The sequence below is a fragment of the Agromyces sp. NPDC058110 genome (assembly GCF_042884735.1).
In the GTDB taxonomy this organism is placed as follows: Bacteria; Actinomycetota; Actinomycetes; order Actinomycetales; family Microbacteriaceae; genus Agromyces.
This window is the reverse complement of the sequence record NZ_JBHVTI010000007.1, coordinates 188,072-202,721: the sequence shown is the minus strand read 5'-3', so window position 1 is coordinate 202,721 and position 14,650 is coordinate 188,072. Positions and strand designations below refer to the sequence as shown.

At 71.6% G+C, this 14,650-nt stretch carries 18 protein-coding genes; 7 read left to right on the top strand and 11 right to left on the bottom strand.

Annotation, left to right across the window (positions count from 1 at the left end; all coding sequences use genetic code 11):
- Nucleotides 1–58: 58 nt before the first annotated feature.
- The 11 genes from ACFVS8_RS17870 to ACFVS8_RS17820 form a co-directional block, all read right to left on the bottom strand.
- The gene (locus tag ACFVS8_RS17870; protein ID WP_387065375.1) at nt 59–319 is read right to left on the bottom strand and encodes a hypothetical protein; all 261 of its coding nucleotides are present in this window, start codon (nt 317–319) and stop codon (nt 59–61) included.
- Nucleotides 316–1,233: an SDR family NAD(P)-dependent oxidoreductase gene (locus ACFVS8_RS17865; RefSeq protein WP_387065372.1), complete on the bottom strand. Its 918-nt coding sequence runs from the start codon at nt 1,231–1,233 to the stop codon at nt 316–318. Before ACFVS8_RS17865 ends, ACFVS8_RS17870 begins: the two co-directional genes overlap by 4 nt.
- Entirely contained in the window at nt 1,230–1,553 is a 324-nt protein-coding gene (locus ACFVS8_RS17860; protein ID WP_092969250.1) for a chorismate mutase, read from the bottom strand. The genes ACFVS8_RS17865 and ACFVS8_RS17860 overlap by 4 nt, the downstream gene beginning before the upstream one ends.
- A gap of 74 nt (nt 1,554–1,627) precedes the next feature.
- The gene (locus ACFVS8_RS17855) at nt 1,628–2,953 is read right to left on the bottom strand and encodes an FtsX-like permease family protein (RefSeq protein WP_387065368.1); all 1,326 of its coding nucleotides are present in this window, start codon (nt 2,951–2,953) and stop codon (nt 1,628–1,630) included.
- Nucleotides 2,950–3,690 (bottom strand): ABC transporter ATP-binding protein, encoded by a 741-nt coding sequence (locus tag ACFVS8_RS17850; RefSeq protein WP_387065365.1) that lies wholly within the window; start codon nt 3,688–3,690, stop codon nt 2,950–2,952. The genes ACFVS8_RS17855 and ACFVS8_RS17850 overlap by 4 nt, the downstream gene beginning before the upstream one ends.
- A gap of 118 nt (nt 3,691–3,808) precedes the next feature.
- A complete protein-coding gene (locus ACFVS8_RS17845) occupies nt 3,809–4,960 on the bottom strand; it encodes a lytic polysaccharide monooxygenase (protein WP_387065362.1) in 1,152 nt (383 codons plus the stop codon).
- 192 nt (nt 4,961–5,152) lie between these two features.
- Nucleotides 5,153–5,644 (bottom strand): hypothetical protein, encoded by a 492-nt coding sequence (locus tag ACFVS8_RS17840; protein ID WP_387065359.1) that lies wholly within the window; start codon nt 5,642–5,644, stop codon nt 5,153–5,155.
- Between the two features lie 168 nt (nt 5,645–5,812).
- Nucleotides 5,813–6,583 carry a hypothetical protein gene (locus tag ACFVS8_RS17835; RefSeq protein ID WP_387065356.1) on the bottom strand — a complete coding sequence of 257 codons (771 nt, stop codon included), beginning with the start codon at nt 6,581–6,583 and terminating at the stop codon, nt 5,813–5,815.
- Entirely contained in the window at nt 6,580–7,482 is a 903-nt protein-coding gene (locus ACFVS8_RS17830; RefSeq protein WP_387065353.1) for an ABC transporter ATP-binding protein, read from the bottom strand. The genes ACFVS8_RS17835 and ACFVS8_RS17830 overlap by 4 nt, the downstream gene beginning before the upstream one ends.
- Nucleotides 7,479–7,838, bottom strand: coding sequence for a GntR family transcriptional regulator (locus ACFVS8_RS17825; RefSeq protein WP_387065350.1), 360 nt, complete (start codon nt 7,836–7,838; stop codon nt 7,479–7,481). Before ACFVS8_RS17825 ends, ACFVS8_RS17830 begins: the two co-directional genes overlap by 4 nt.
- A 201-nt stretch (nt 7,839–8,039) precedes the next feature.
- Nucleotides 8,040–9,062 carry a DMT family transporter gene (locus tag ACFVS8_RS17820; RefSeq protein WP_387065347.1) on the bottom strand — a complete coding sequence of 341 codons (1,023 nt, stop codon included), beginning with the start codon at nt 9,060–9,062 and terminating at the stop codon, nt 8,040–8,042.
- A gap of 230 nt (nt 9,063–9,292) precedes the next feature.
- Here ACFVS8_RS17820 and ACFVS8_RS17815 point away from each other — a divergent pair, with 230 nt between their 5' ends.
- The 7 genes from ACFVS8_RS17815 to ACFVS8_RS17785 all read left to right on the top strand — a co-directional run bounded on the left by ACFVS8_RS17815 (nt 9,293) and on the right by ACFVS8_RS17785 (nt 14,607).
- Entirely contained in the window at nt 9,293–10,162 is an 870-nt protein-coding gene (locus ACFVS8_RS17815; RefSeq protein WP_387065344.1) for a carbohydrate kinase family protein, read from the top strand.
- A 224-nt stretch (nt 10,163–10,386) separates the two neighbouring features.
- Nucleotides 10,387–10,899: an RNA polymerase sigma factor gene (locus ACFVS8_RS17810; protein ID WP_387065341.1), complete on the top strand. Its 513-nt coding sequence runs from the start codon at nt 10,387–10,389 to the stop codon at nt 10,897–10,899.
- Nucleotides 10,896–11,888, top strand: a complete 993-nt coding sequence (locus ACFVS8_RS17805) for a hypothetical protein (RefSeq protein ID WP_387065340.1) — start codon at nt 10,896–10,898, stop codon at nt 11,886–11,888. The genes ACFVS8_RS17810 and ACFVS8_RS17805 overlap by 4 nt, the downstream gene beginning before the upstream one ends.
- Before the next feature lie 12 nt (nt 11,889–11,900).
- Nucleotides 11,901–12,392 carry a peptidase inhibitor family I36 protein gene (locus ACFVS8_RS17800; RefSeq protein WP_387065337.1) on the top strand — a complete coding sequence of 164 codons (492 nt, stop codon included), beginning with the start codon at nt 11,901–11,903 and terminating at the stop codon, nt 12,390–12,392.
- Between the two features lie 58 nt (nt 12,393–12,450).
- Nucleotides 12,451–12,762, top strand: a complete 312-nt coding sequence (locus tag ACFVS8_RS17795) for a hypothetical protein (protein ID WP_387065334.1) — start codon at nt 12,451–12,453, stop codon at nt 12,760–12,762.
- A gap of 140 nt (nt 12,763–12,902) precedes the next feature.
- Nucleotides 12,903–14,303: a dihydrolipoyl dehydrogenase gene (gene lpdA / locus ACFVS8_RS17790; protein ID WP_387065332.1), complete on the top strand. Its 1,401-nt coding sequence runs from the start codon at nt 12,903–12,905 to the stop codon at nt 14,301–14,303.
- Nucleotides 14,304–14,406: 103 nt separating this feature from the next.
- Complete coding sequence (locus ACFVS8_RS17785) at nt 14,407–14,607, top strand: hypothetical protein (protein ID WP_387065329.1); 201 nt, start codon at nt 14,407–14,409, stop codon at nt 14,605–14,607.
- The last annotated feature ends 43 nt before the right edge of the window (nt 14,608–14,650 follow it).

The following is a 14,650-nucleotide window of genomic DNA, read 5'->3' as shown; positions in this document are numbered from 1 at the left end:
TACCGACAGGTGAATGCTTGCCCGTTCGCGGGACGCGGGCGGGGCCGCCGCGGCGCGATCAGCGCCTGATGCGGGCCGGACCGAACGCCGCGCCGAGGCCGATGACGATCACGCCGACCACGAGGAACCCGTAGCGAGCCGTGAGCACGCCGACGAGCGCGAACACCACGCCGATCACGACGACGACGCGTGCGATGGTGCGCCGCACCGACGGGCGGCCGAAGAAGCGGGCGACGAACCCACGCCCTTCACCGGCCCCGGCCCCGCGGCGGGGATCGCCGCCGGCGTCGGCCTCGCCACGGCGCTCGAGCGCGCTCATGCGCCGACGGTGAACTCGCGGCCGGTGGTCTCCTCGGCGAACGTCCAGAACCTCGCGCCGATCGTGGCGCTCGTCGAGGTTCGCGTCGGGCGCTGCAGCGCCGGGCGGCCGCGCGTCAGGTACCGGGGCCCCCAGTACTGGCCGCCGGTCACCTCTGGCGCGGTCAGGGCATGCAGCGCGATCTCGGCACCGCGGTGCTTGCCCTGCGCCCAGAGCTGGAACGAGTCGCGGAGCCGCTTGCCCCGGTCGGGCTCGTTGACGCCGGGAACGGTCGGCGTCAGCCCGCCGACGGAGTATCCGGGCTGCGCGACCACGCTCGACACCGCGACGCCGGCCGCGCGCAGGCGCCGGTCGAGCTCGAAGCCCAGCAGCTGCGTCGCGATCTTCGACTGGGCGTACGCGCGCCACGAGTCGTACCCGTGCTCGAGCTGCAGGTCGCTCATGCGGAACGTCGAGAGCCGCGACGACAGCGACCCCATCGACACGACGCGGGCGCCGAGCGTGAGGTGGGGCACGAGCCGGGCCAGCATCGTGAAGTGCCCGAGCACGTTGGTCGCGAGCACGAGCTCGTCGCCGTCGGGCGAGAGCTCGCGCGTGCTCGGCGTGTGCACCATGCCGGCGTTGGCGACGATGCCGTCGAAGGGCTCCACCGCGAGCAGCGCGTCGGTCGCGCGCAGCACCGACGCCTGCGACGAGAGGTCGATGACGATCGCCTCGACGGATGCCGCGGGCCTGACCTCCCGGATCGCCGACCGCGCGGCGTCGAGCCGTTCGGCGCTGCGCCCGGCGAGCACGACGTGCGCGCCCGCGGCGGCGAGCCGTGCAGCGGTGAAGAACCCGAGGCCGGCATTGGCGCCCGTGACGAGGAATCGGCGGCCCGCCTGCGGGGGCAGCGCAAGCGGGTACCAGGTCATTCGGGCCGTGCCCCGCCCGCGATCTCCTCGTGGTGCTGGATCACCTCGGCGACCACGAAGTTGAACCACTTCTCGGCGAACGCGGGGTCGAGGTGCGCGTCGATCGCGAGGTCGCGCAGTCGCGCGATCTGGCGCTGCTCGCGACCCGGGTCGCTCGGCGGCAGGCCGTGCTCGGCCTTCAGGCGACCGACCTTCTGCGTGAACTTGAACCGCTCGGCGAGCAGGTGGATGAGGGCCGCATCGATGTTGTCGATGCTCGATCGGATGCCGAGGAGCTCGGTCATCGCGGCATCTCGTTCGTCGATCGGGCCATTGGTCATACGTCGACCCTACCCGCGCCGGCGGGCTCCGCGACCGCCATGGCCGAGCTCACCGGCCGGCGCGACCTGTGCGCTCAGCCCGCCGCCGCGGCTCGCACGAGCACGGGCCGGGTCGACGCGACGCCGAGCCGCACGAGCCCGATGCCGGCGGCGAGCACGGCCGCGATGACCACGAGCGAGAGCGGCGCCACGATGAGGGCGATGCCCGTGAGCGGGAGCATGACGATCGCCGCGACGACGGCCGAGCCGACCGAAGTCACGAGCAGCGGCGACATGACGGCGCGCCTGCGCGCGGCATCCATCGTCGCGATCGGCATGCCGAGCATGTCGAGGCTGCGGTAGAGATCGGCGCGGTCGAGGATCGCGGCGGCCTGGCCGACGCCGACCGAGCACGCGACCATGAGGAACGAGCCGACGACCGTGATGAGGATGCCGGTGCGGATGTCCGCGAGGAGCAGGGCGCCCTCGGGGTCCATGCCCTCCGCGCCGCCGACCGAGTCGAGGAGTCCGACGCCCACGCCCGCGAACACCGCCATGAAGCTCGTCATCGCGACGCCGCCGACCTGTCGCCATGCCGCCTTCGGCGATTCGAGCACGGCCCGCGCCGCCAGCAGCCGCTGAGGGGTCGTCGCACGCTTCGCCTGGCCCGACGCGATGAGGCGCAGCACCCACGGCCCCACGAGGTTCAGCACCGCGAGCGTGCCGCCGAAGGCGACCGCGAGCATCGCCATGAGCGCGAGCGCGAACTGCGCGACCCCGATGAGGCTCATCAGCCCGTAGGCTCCCGCGACGGCGACGACGCCGATGACGATGCGGATCCAGTGCACCTTCGCTGCCTCCTGGCGCATGCGCACGCCGAGCGGCGAGATCACGACGCGGCGGAGGCCGAGCACGGCGCTCACCGCGGCGAGTGCGGCGATCGCGAACGGGGCTCCGACGAGCACCCACCACGGCAACAGCACGCCCGCCGCACCGAGCGGTTCGCCCCGGAACGGGATGAGCCCGACGAGCGGCACCGCGGCGAGTGCGACGAGGACGCCCGCCACGGCACCGAGGAACGCGAGCGCTGCGGCCTCGATGACGGCGAGCGCGCGCACGGTCGCGGGCGTCGCGCCGAGCAGGCGGAGCGTCGCGAGCCGGTCGTCGCGGCGCCGTGCGGAGAGCCGCGCGGCCGCCCCGCCGAGCGACACGAGCGGCACGACGAGCAGCACGAGCGCGATGACGGCGAGCGACTGGTAGACCATCGCGGTGTCGTCGGTCCAGGTAAAGAACGTCTGCGCGCCGCCCGCGACCGTGAGCAGCAGCGCGGTGACCACACCGAACGCCACGATCGGGAGCACGGATGCCGCGGCGCCGCCCGATCCCGGCCGTGCGAGGAGCCACGCGACGCGGGCGATCACGGCTGCACCCCGTCGGCTCGGGCGGCCGCGGCCGGGTGCACGATGCGGGCGCCCGGCCGCTCCCCCACGATCCGTCCGTCGCGCATCTCGACGACGCGCGAGCACCGGGCCGCGACCTCGGCGTCGTGCGTGACGACGACGAGTGTGCGCCCCTGCCCGGTGGTCGAGTGCAGGAGCGCCCCCATGACGTCGGCGCTCGTCTGGGAGTCGAGCGCACCGGTCGGCTCGTCGGCGAACACGACGGTCGCACCGGCGACCTGGGCGCGGGCGATGGCGACGCGCTGCGCCTGGCCGCCCGAGAGCTCCCCGATGCGACGCTGCTCCATGCCCGCGAGGCCCAGTGCGGCCAGCCAGCCGGCGGCGTGCTGCTCGGCGGCGGCGCGCGGCATCCCGTTCAGCATGAGTGCGAGCGCGACGTTCTCGACCGCCGCGAGCTCCGGGATGAGGAGCCCCTGCTGGAAGACGAACCCGAACGCCTCCCGTCGCAGCCGCGAACGCTCGCGCTCGCCGAGCTCGGTGACCGGCACGAGCCCGATGCCGGAACGGAAGCCGACCGTTCCGGAGTCGGGTCGCACGATGCCTGCGAGGCAGTGCAGCAGCGTCGTCTTGCCCGACCCCGACGCGCCCATGATGGCGAGCGACTCGCCGGTGCGCACGGCCAGGTCGACGCCGGCGAGCGCCTGCGTCGACCCGTAGGACTTGGTGAGGCCTGCCGCCTCGATCACGAACGAACTCATGCCTCCAGCCTGCGCTGGCGGTCGCCGCCGCGCGTCGGGCGGCGGGATGATCGTGCGGCACGCGGCATCCGACTCGCGATGTACGCCGCGACGGCGAACCGGATGCCGCGCCGCCCGGTCAGCCCACCGGGTTCCAGAGCGAGCGGGCCGTGATCCAGCTCGGATCGCCGACGCCCTGGTGGGTCTGCACGGCCTCGTAGACGACACCGCCGTGGCTCACGCGGTCGCCCTTCGTGTACGCGCCGCTCGGGTTCCACGCCGGCGCCGTCGGCGTCGTCGCGGCGAGCGTGGTCACCTGGAGCACCGAGCTGTACGCCGACACGTTGCCCGCGGCATCCACAGCGGCGACCCGATAGCGGTACGCCGTCGAGGCCGCGAGGCCCGAGTCGGCGCGGCTCGTGCCGGTCACCTGGGCGATCTGGGCGAACGCGCCCGTCGCCGTCGCACGTTCGACGCGGTATCCCGCCACTGCCCGGTCGTCGGTCGACGCGGTCCACATCAGGTCGACCCCCGACGCGGTGACCGACATCGTGTGCAGACCGGTCGGCGCGGTCGGCGCCTGCGTGTCGGGGCCGGGCGGCGTGGTCGGCGGCACGGTCGGCGTCGGCGTGGGCGTCGCGGTCGGCGGGGTCGTCGGCGGGGTCGTCGCCGAACCCGAGATGTTCACGTCGACCACGTTGTAGAACGCGTTCGCGGTGTCCCACACCTCCCACACCGCGAGGATCACGTGGTACCCGGTGTGGTCGCTCGGCACGGTGATCGTGTGCACGGGCTTCGTGTTCGCCGCCGAGTGGTCGTGCGTCACGACCTGCAGCAGCTCGAACGACGAGCGCTTCAGCGGCTCGTTCGGGTTCCACCCGTTCTTCGTGATGTAGTACCGCCACTGATCGGTGTTGTGCGGCGCCGTGTACGTCCAACCGAACTTGTGCGGCCCCGGGGTGATCTGGTTCTTCACCCACCGGGTGGAGCTCTGGGCGTCGAGCTCGGAGAACTGGGCGACGCCGGCCGACGCGATCTTGCCGTCGACCGGGCCGGTCTCGGGAAAGCCGCCGGGTGCCTCGAGGCTCTGCGGCTCGTACTGGATGGCGCCGAGGCCGGTGTTGCCGGGCATCACCTGGCGGGCCGTGAGCTCGGAGGCCGAGCCGCCGATCCAGCCGTGCGCGAACGCCGGTGCGGCGACGCCGAGCGTCGCGAGCGCCGTGGCGACCGCGAGCGCGACGAGCGCCCTCGGCCTGCGATGTCGGTGTTGCGGTCGAGATGCGATGTCCATGTCCCGTCCTCTCCGCGGCGAAGGGGCCGCGTTCCGAGGCAGCGCGAGCCGCCCTGCCCGGCCCGCACGATACGGGCGATGTGCGGGCGCGGCATCCGCAATTCCCCGTACGCACGGCACGCCGGCCGACGCGCGACACCGGCCCTCGCGCAACCGCAGTCCCCGCGCGACGCGAGCACCTGACTTCGAGCGTCAGCCGCCCTGCCCGGGCAGCGCCGAGATCGCGATCAGCGATCCGGCCGCGGTGCACGCCGCCGCGAGCTCCTCGCTCGCCCTGGTGAACTCGGGGTTGTCAGAGATGCCGCCCTCGGAGGCGGCGCGCTTCGCGAACGCGACCTCGGCGCGGAGCTCATCGGCCCCGGCGACGAGTGTCGTCCACCCCTGCTCGACCGCGACGACCCGCGCGGCGTACGACGCATCGTCGATGAGGCCCTGCTCGTGCTCCCAGTCGGAACGGAAGGCGATGCCCGCCAGTGCGCTCACCTGGCCGCAGATATGGCTCGCATCGGGATTCATCTGATCGAACGCCTCGGCCGCGGGCGTCGACGCAGGCGGCGTCGACGCGGGCGGCGTCGACGCGGGCGGCGGCGGGGCGGTCCGGGGATCGGCCACGCACCCGGCGCCGCCGAGCATCACCGCCAGTGCTGCGATCACGGCGACGGCGGGCGTGGTCTTCATGGGCATGCCTGCGATGTTTCCACGAGGGCCGTCGGCGTTACGGGCGGCACTCACCAGTACCACCCTCCTACCTCGGGAGGAGTCACGGCGCCGTCCGAACACGGGTGCGGCGCGGCATCCGACCCCCATCGGATGCCGCGCCGCGGCCGTGAGCGCCCCGACCTGGGGCACCGATCAGCGGGGTGTCGCCCGCCGGATCACGAGATACCCGCCGACCGCGCAGACCACCGCGAGCCCGAGCACGATCGTGAAGACGCCCGTGATGCCGATCGAGCCGAGCCACGACCAGAGGCCGATCCACGAGTTCGTCGCGGTGAGCAGGGCGAGGCCTCCGAGCACGATCACGACGACCGCGGCGGTGAGCGAGAGCATGCCCTTCATGCGCCACCGCATGTAGATCGTCGTGACGCCGGCGCCGACGAACAGCACGAACATCTGCAGCGCGAACGACGTGTAGAAATCGTTCAGCCAGGTGGTCTGCCCGTACCAGAGGGCGTCGAACATGCCTGCGCCGATCCACCAGCCGTTCGTGAGCTTCTCGAGCTGCACGAGCGTGGCGATGGCGGCGGCCATCTCGACGGCGACGACCACGAACATGATGCCCGTGCCGATCCAGTAGTCGCGGCGGGTCGCGCCGAAGCCGAGCGCGAACGAGAACGTGAACGCGATGGCCTGCACGCCGACCGCCACGAGGTACCACTGCGGCGAGAGCACGGCCCAGCTGTAGCGGAACCCGGTGAGGATGTCGTCGGCCGGCGCCCCGGAGGCGCTCGCCACGATGAGCGCGAGCACCATGGTGATCGCCCAGGCGCCTCCGAGGATCAACCACGGCACGCCGAAGAAGATCGACGGGTTGACCGTGTGCAGGCGCACGATGCGCCAGATCTCGTTGAAGCGCGAACGGCTTTCGGTTCGCACCGGTGAGGTCGCGGTTGCGGTGGTCATGCTGCCTTCTCCTGTTCGGCCGTGCCGGCGAGGTCGGTGCCCGTGAGGTGCACGATGAGTTGCTGGAGCGAGACGGGCGCGAGCTCGAGTCCGAGTTCGGCCGCGCGCACGCGCTCGGCCTGGTCGAGCCGCCCGTCGATGGTGACGGATGCGAGTCCGCCGATGCCCTCGCGGCCGATGACCGGCCGGTCGGCGGTGAACGCGTCGACCGCGGCCCGCGAGCCGGCGATGGTGGTGGCCGAGCCGCGCACCTCTTCGGCGTCGCGGTCGAGCAGGATGCGGCCCTGGTCGATGAGGATCACGTGCTCGAGCAGGTTCGCGACCTCGTCGATCAGGTGCGTCGAGAGCACGATCGTGCGGGGGTGCTCCGCGTAGTCCTCGAGCAGCCGGTCGTAGAAGATGTGGCGTGCGACCGCGTCGAGTCCGAGGTACGGCTCGTCGAAGAACGTCAGCGGTGCACGGCTCGCGAGCCCGACGATGACGCCGACCGCGCTCAGCTGCCCGCGGCTCAGCTTCTTGATGCGGCGCTTGGTCGGCAGGCGGAAGTCGGCGACGAGACGCTCGGCGAACGCGGCATCCCAGTTCTCGAAGAACCACGGCGCCGACTTGAAGACGTGCGCCGGGGTGAAGTCCTCGGGGTAGCGCTGCGACTCGGCGATGAAGCAGAGCCGGCGCAGCACGTCGGCGTGCTCGGCGGGCGTGCGGCCGAAGACCTCGAGCTCGCCGGCGTTCGGGAAGAGCTGGCCGGTGAGCATCTGCATGATGGTCGTCTTGCCTGCACCGTTGCGACCGAGCAGGCCGTAGATGCGACCCTCCTCGAGCGTGAAGTCGACGGCGTCGACGGCGGTGAACGAGCCGTAGCGCTTGGTGAGCCCCTGTGCGCGGACGACGGTGGTCATGATTCGATCCTTTCCGCGCGGATGAGCGCAGCGAGCTGGTCGACGTCGAGCCCGAGCTTCTCGGCCTCGACGATGAGCGGTCTGATGTAGGCGGCGGCGAAGTCGGCCCGGCGCCGTTCGATGAGGCGCTCCCTGGCGCCGATGGTGACGAACATTCCGATGCCCCTTCGCTTCTCGACGGTCCCGTCGTCGACGAGCCGGTTGACCCCGCGGAGTGCGGTGGCCGGGTTGATGCGGTGGAAGGTCGCGAATTCGTTGATCGACGGGATCTGCGCGCCCTCGGCGAGCGTGCCGTCGATGATGTCGTTCTCGACCTGTTCGGTGATCTGGATGAAGATCGGTCGCGATTCGTCCATGCCGCCTCGCCCTGCTCGGTTCGTTGGTTAGTTACTTCACTGACTAACCAACCACCTGCGGGCGCGCCTGTCAACCCCTGATCCGGAACTCGTGCCCAGACGGGCAATCACTGGACGATCTGACGCGACCGGAGTGGGCGGATGCCGCGGGGCAGGCGCTCCGTGCGGGCGATCAGCGCGAGCGGATGCCTCGGGTCGGCGTCATGCGCGGGCGCCGCGCCGCGGCATCCGGAGCCTGCCCTGCGCCAGCAGGATGCCGAGCAGCACGAGCAGCGCGCCGATGGGCTCGTGCCACGAGAACCGCTCGCCGAGCAGCAGCACGCCGAGCGCGACGCCGACGACCGGCGTCACGTAGGTCACGGTCGAGGTCGCGGTCGGGCCCCACTTGCGCAGCACGTTGATGTTCCAGATGTACGCGAGTCCCGTGCCGAGGATGCCGAGCGCGAGCAGCGAGCCGACGACCGGCCACGACAGGTCGACGGGTTCGAGCGCGAGCCACGGCGTGAGGGCGAGCATGACGATCGCGGAGACGCCGATCGAGAGGAACGCGAACGTGGCCGGCGCGATCGGACGCTGGCTGAGGAACTTGCGCTGGTACCCGAACGTGAACCCGTAGCAGAGCGTCGCGACGAGGCAGGCGAGCTGCCCGGCGAGCGAGCCCGTGAACGCGGAGTACTGCCAGGGCCAGATCACCACGACGACGCCGATGATGCCGACGGCCACGCCAGACCAGCGGCCGAGCCCGAGCTTCTCGACGCGGAACACGAGCGTCGCCATGAGGGCCGTCATGATCGGCGTCGTCGCGTTGTAGATCGACGCGAGGCTCGACGACACGTACTGCTCGGCCCACGCGAAGCAGAGGTACGGGATCACGCAGGTCGTGAGCGACACCACCAGGAAGTGCACCCACACGATGCCCTCGCGCGGCAGGATCGGACCAGGCGTTCCGTCGGGGCCCGCGACGCGCGGGCGCATGACGAGCACGATCACGCCGAGCGCGAGCCCGCCGAGCACGGTTCGCGACCAGGCGACCTGGCCGAAGGCGACGCCGTCGAGGGCGACCTTCATGAACAGGAAGCTCGATCCCCACACGAGGCCCATCGCGATGAACTGCACCCACGTCGACACCTGGCCCGACGTGCGGGGCCCGTCGCCCGGGGCGGATGCCGCGGGGCCGCCGGTCGTGCTCGCGGCGGCTGCGGTCGGGGTGGGGCTCGAGTTCACTCTCGTGAGGGTACGCCCGCGGACGGGCCGCCTCGATCGCTCGGCGACTCGTTGTCCGGAATCCGCCGAACGTCGGCAGCCCGGCGCCGTTCGTCGGCGAACCGGCATCGCTCGGTCACTCGTTGGTCGCGCCACGGGCGTCCAGCCGGCCACGAGCGACCGAGACGACGGCGGCCCGACCCACTGCAAGCGCTTGCAGTGCCAGCCGTCCGTGCGGCAGGCTTGCCCGCATGACCGCACCCATCGTGATCTCCGGCGCCGCCTCGTGGAACCGCATCGTGCTGCTCGACCGCCTGCCGGAGCCCGTGCCGCACATGCAGTTCGCGCTCGCCGAGCACGAGACGATCGGCGGCACCTCGGCCGGCAAGGCCCTCGGGCTCGTCGGGCTCGGGCGACCGGTGCGCCTGCACACGCTCATCGGTGATGACGCCGACGGCGAGCGCGTGCGACGCGTGCTCGCGGCATCCGGCATCGAGGTCGACGACCTGCCCGTCGAGGCGACCGAGCGCCACCTCAACCTCATGACCGCGGCCGGCGAGCGGGTGTCGCTCTACCTGTCGACGCCGGCCGACCCCGGCACGCCTCCGTCGGCCGGGCTCGTGCAGGCGATGACGGATGCCGCGGCGATCGTGCTCGACCTCTCCGAGCGCTCTCGCGGGCTCATCGCCACGGCGCGCGCGACCGGCACGCCGATCTGGACCGACATCCACGACTACGACGGGCGGGCGGAGTTCCACCGCCCGTTCATCGAGGCCGCCGACTGGATCTTCATGAACGCCGACTGCATCGGCGACGACCCGGTGCCGTTCATGGAGCGCTGCGTGCTCGGCGGGGCATCCGTCGTCGTCTGCACGCTCGGCGCACAGGGGGCGGTCGCCGTCGACGCCGACCTGACGGTGCACCGCGTCGCGGCCGTACCGGTCGAGGTCGTCGACACGAACGGGGCGGGCGACGCCTTCATGTCCGGAGTGCTCGACGCGCACCTGGCGGGCGCCGGGCTCGACGCGGCCCTCGAGGCCGGCGCGCGGCACGCCGCGACCGCGCTCACCACGCGGCACCTGCACCCGTCGCTCGACGGCCTGCTCGCGGCATCCGCCTGACCTCGCGGTTCACGGAATTCAGGAGATCCGGCCGTATGGGCGCCTCACCGACCGCGAACCCCGTGATCTCCTGAATTTCGCGAACGCACGCCGCGACGGCCTGAGGCATCCGGGACCGACCCGGTCGACGCGACGCTTGCGACGACGAGGTGTAACGAACTGACGCGCGCCGGAAACACCCCAGAATGTGATGGTGCCTCCAGCTTCGACGTCCGCGATCCCGCATGGGTGAGCGGGAGTTCGAGGTGCTGTTCCGCACCTACCATCCGGTGCTCGTCTCGGCGGCGTACAACCGGCTGAATGATCTCGGCGATGCAGAGGATGCCGCGGCCGAAGTGTTCGCCCAGGCCTGGCGCCGCCGCGACGAGGCCGCGCACGTGTTCAGCATCGCCTGGCTCTACTCGACGCTGCGCAACGTGGTGGGCAACCAGTACCGGGGACGCACCCGGCACGCCCGCCGGGTCGAGCAGGCCGAGACGAACCACCGGGATCCGGCCGCAGGCGCCTCCGACGACGCGCTCGACGTGCGCACGGCCGTGAACCGACTCGACCCGGCCGATCGGGAGTTGATCTGGATGGCGTTCTGGGAGGACCTGACGCGCGACGAGATGGCCGAGATCCTCGGATGCTCCGCCGCGACGCTCCGGGTGCGCCTGCATCGGGCGAAGAAGCGACTGGAGACCGCCCTGACCGAGGACCCCCCGGTCGTCGAGGTCGTGAACGGGGAGGCGTCGTGAACGAGTTCGAGCTGAGCCGGCGCCTCACGGGCGCCCGCCCCGACCTGCCGCACCGCGGAGACCCGCTCTCGCCGGCAGCCGAGGTCACGATGCGAGCGGTCGTCTCGGGCGCCGTCGCCCCGAAGCCGCACGCACGCCGCCGCACGCCGATGGCCCTCTCGATCGCGGCGGCCGTGGCGGTGCTGCTCGCCGTCACGATCGGCATGCTCGTCGTGCCGCGCCCGTCGGCGGTGTACGCCTCGGCCTCCCCGCCACTGCTGCAGCCCACGCCGATCGAGGGAACCGCGGAGGAACTGTTGACGCACCTCAGCACGAGCCTGAAGCCAGCCGGCGGGCCGTCGGATGCCTCGGGCACCCCCGGCCCCACGACCATCACGACCCAGTCATGGGCGCGCTCGATGCTGGTCGGCGACGACGGCGAGATCGAGAAGTCCACGATCGAGCCCGAGCGCCGCACGGTCGAGCACAGCCCAGATGGATCCCGGATCGAGGTCCGGCGCGGCGAGCCCTACGACTCCGACGGTCGCCCGATCCACGTCGACGGGTACCAGGTGGGCGAGCTGGTCTGGGCCGAGGAGTTCGGCCCGGGCGAGTTCCCGTACTTCTACGGCGAGCCCCCGACGACCGCCGCCGAGTTCGGCCCGTTCCTCAGCTTGCCGACCGGCGGCACGGAGCTCACGACGGGCGCGTACCTCACCGAGCTCACCAACCTGCTCGGGGAGCGCCGGCTCACCACCGAGCAGACGGCGGCAGCGCTCGGGTTCCTCGCAACCCTTCCGGACCTCGAGGTCGAAGGCGCAGTGGTCGACCGGCTCGGTCGCCCGGGCATCTCGTTCGCCACCGCCACCCGGCCCCCCGGGGAGTTCGTCGACCGCATCATCGTCTCCGACGAGGGGCTCGGCATCCTCTCGAGCGAGACCACGTACGTGGGCCACGACCGCGAAGACGTGCAGGCGCCCTCCGTCTGGAGCTATGTCGCCTGGGAGTGAGAGGCTGCTTCGATGCGCATCACCCTGATCTCGATGACCACGGCCGTCGCCCTCGCGCTGCTCGTCGCCCCGGCCGGCGCAGTGGCCGCATCGCAACCCGACGACGACCTCCAGCAGCGCATCGACCTGGCGCTCGTGGAGTTCCCCGGCGGCGTGCAGTCCGCATCGAACGAGATCACGTGGGGCGACGGCGAGGTCACCCTCACGCTCTCCGACCCGGATCCCGCTTCCGGCGCCGATCCCGATGACGCGGCGGCGAGGTCGATCGGCAGTTGCGCCACCGGCGCGCACTGCGTGTACTCGTCGACGAACCTGCAGGGCGACCGGCTGAGCTTCTCCTCGTGCGCCACCGCCTCCGTCGCCCCGCTCGGCTCGGCGGTGCGATCGATCGCGAACTCCGGCGACGCGGTCGTCCGGGCGTACAACGACCTCGGCGCCGTCGGATCGGTCGGGGCGAACAGCTGGCAGAACACGAGCTGGTCGATCACGAAGATCGGATGCTGACCGCGGTGTAACGCCCACGCGCGAAGCGGAAACACCACCTGCAGAGGGAGGTGGTCGCATGCGCGTCCGTACCGTGATCGTCGGCATCGCCGGGGCGACCCTGGCCGCGAGCATCGCCGGGCTGGCGGCCGGCGCCGCGATGCTCGCCTTCTCGGCAGCGCTCGCGCCGGAGTCGCGAGGGCCGGGCGTGCTCGCGTTCACCGTCGTCGCGGCGTGCATCGCCGTCGCTGCGGCATCCGTGCTCGCGATGGTCGCCGTGGCCGACAGGCCCGGCCGGCGAGCGCCGATGCCGAGTCCGGAGCCGCACCGCACGCCACCGGCATCCGGAACCCGATCGACCGAACGCAACGACGCGAGGAGCACCGCATGAGCAACCCCACCATCGACCCGGCCGCGCTCGAGCTGCCGCCGACCGAACCGCTCGACATCACGGCCTACCTGCCCGATCCGCACGACGAACCGTCCGCCTGACCGCCCCGGGCGGGGGCCCGGGTGCATAGGCTGGCAGGCATGACCACACACTTCGACGTCATCGTCCTCGGCGCGGGCCCCGGCGGCTACGTGACCGCCATCCGCGCAGCCCAGCTCGGCCTGAAGGTCGCCGTGATCGAGGAGAAGTACTGGGGCGGCGTGTGCCTCAACGTCGGCTGCATCCCCTCGAAGGCGCTGCTGCGCAACGCGGAGCTCGCGCACATCTTCCACGACCAGGCGGCGACCTTCGGCATCTCGGGCGACGCGCACTTCGACTTCGGCGTCGCGTTCGACCGCAGCCGCCAGGTCTCGGAGAAGCACGTCAAGGGCGTGCACTTCCTGATGAAGAAGAACGGCATCACCGAGTTCGACGGCCGCGGGTCGTTCACCGGCCCGAACGCGATCGACGTGGCGAAGGCCGACGGCACGGTCGAGCAGCTCACCTTCGCGAACGCGATCATCGCGACCGGCTCGCGCGTGCGCCTGCTGCCCGGCGTGCAGCTCTCGCCGAACGTCGTGACCTACGAGACGCAGATCCTCACGCGCGACCTGCCGCGCTCCATCGCCATCGTCGGCGCGGGCGCCATCGGCATGGAGTTCGCCTACGTGCTGAAGAACTACGGCGTCGACGTGACCGTCATCGAGTTCCTCGACCGGGCGCTGCCGAACGAAGACGTCGAGGTCTCGAAGGAGATCACCCGCCAGTACCGCAACCTCGGCGTGCCGATCCTCGCCTCGACGAAGGTCGAGACGGTCGTCGACAACGGCTCGTCGGTCACCGTCTCGTACACCGCGTCGAACGGCGACGCGGGCAGCCTCGAGGTCGACAAGGTGCTCATGGCCGTCGGCTTCGCGCCGAACGTCGAGGGCTTCGGCCTGGAGGCCGCCGGCGTGCGGCTGACCGAGCGCGGCGCCATCGCGATCGACGAGCGCATGCGCACGAACGTGCCGCACATCTACGCCATCGGCGACGTCACCGCCAAGCTCATGCTCGCCCATGTGGCGGAGGCGCAGGGCGTCGTCGCCGCCGAGACCATCGGCGACGCCGAGACCATGGAACTCGGCGACTACCGCATGATGCCGCGCGCCACGTTCTGCTCGCCGCAGGTCGCCTCGTTCGGTCTCACCGAGCAGCAGGCCCGCGACGAGGGCTACGACGTGGTCGTCGCGAAGTTCCCGTTCAGCGCCAACGGCAAGGCCAACGGCCTCGGCGAGCCCGTCGGCTTCGTGAAGCTCGTGGCCGACAAGAAGCACCTCGAGCTGCTCGGCGGCCACATGGTGGGCCCGGATGTCTCGGAGCTGCTGCCCGAGCTGACCCTCGCCCAGAAGTGGGACCTCGGCGCCCTCGAGCTCGCGCGCAACGTGCACACGCACCCGACCCTGTCGGAGGCGCTGCAGGAGGCGTTCCACGGGCTCACGGGGCACATGATCAACATGTAGGCGGATGGTGCGCGCCGCGAGCGTCCAGGAGGTGGCATCGGATGCCGCGGCCGGCCCGCCTTGGACACTCGCATCGCCTGCACCTCGAGGAAGGGCGGATCGCATGAACTTCGTGCTCATGGTCGTCGGCGCGCTGCTGACGCTGTCGGGCGTGGTCTGGACGCTGCAGGGCGTCGGCATCCTGCCGGGATCGGCGATGAGCGGTGAGATGCTCTGGGCGTTCGTCGGCCCGATCGTCGCTGCCGTCGGTTTGGCGATCCTCGGCTGGGGCATCGCCCGACGGCGGCGTGGATCGAAGTCGTAGCCACCGGTGGTACTGTTCCCTCGATCGTGATCCGACCTGAGGA

Coding starts and splice junctions, on each gene's coding strand:
- ACFVS8_RS17835 (WP_387065356.1), bottom strand. CDS start 6,583: ATGACCACCGCAACCGCGACCTCACCGGTGCGAACCGAAAGCCGTTCG.
- ACFVS8_RS17870 (WP_387065375.1), bottom strand. CDS start 319: ATGAGCGCGCTCGAGCGCCGTGGCGAGGCCGACGCCGGCGGCGATCCC.
- ACFVS8_RS17795 (WP_387065334.1), top strand. CDS start 12,451: ATGCGCGTCCGTACCGTGATCGTCGGCATCGCCGGGGCGACCCTGGCC.
- ACFVS8_RS17845 (WP_387065362.1), bottom strand. CDS start 4,960: ATGGACATCGCATCTCGACCGCAACACCGACATCGCAGGCCGAGGGCG.
- ACFVS8_RS17815 (WP_387065344.1), top strand. CDS start 9,293: ATGACCGCACCCATCGTGATCTCCGGCGCCGCCTCGTGGAACCGCATC.
- ACFVS8_RS17865 (WP_387065372.1), bottom strand. CDS start 1,233: ATGACCTGGTACCCGCTTGCGCTGCCCCCGCAGGCGGGCCGCCGATTC.
- ACFVS8_RS17860 (WP_092969250.1), bottom strand. CDS start 1,553: ATGACCAATGGCCCGATCGACGAACGAGATGCCGCGATGACCGAGCTC.
- ACFVS8_RS17850 (WP_387065365.1), bottom strand. CDS start 3,690: ATGAGTTCGTTCGTGATCGAGGCGGCAGGCCTCACCAAGTCCTACGGG.
- ACFVS8_RS17810 (WP_387065341.1), top strand. CDS start 10,387: ATGGGTGAGCGGGAGTTCGAGGTGCTGTTCCGCACCTACCATCCGGTG.
- ACFVS8_RS17840 (WP_387065359.1), bottom strand. CDS start 5,644: ATGCCCATGAAGACCACGCCCGCCGTCGCCGTGATCGCAGCACTGGCG.
- ACFVS8_RS17785 (WP_387065329.1), top strand. CDS start 14,407: ATGAACTTCGTGCTCATGGTCGTCGGCGCGCTGCTGACGCTGTCGGGC.
- ACFVS8_RS17830 (WP_387065353.1), bottom strand. CDS start 7,482: ATGACCACCGTCGTCCGCGCACAGGGGCTCACCAAGCGCTACGGCTCG.
- ACFVS8_RS17825 (WP_387065350.1), bottom strand. CDS start 7,838: ATGGACGAATCGCGACCGATCTTCATCCAGATCACCGAACAGGTCGAG.
- lpdA (WP_387065332.1), top strand. CDS start 12,903: ATGACCACACACTTCGACGTCATCGTCCTCGGCGCGGGCCCCGGCGGC.
- ACFVS8_RS17800 (WP_387065337.1), top strand. CDS start 11,901: ATGCGCATCACCCTGATCTCGATGACCACGGCCGTCGCCCTCGCGCTG.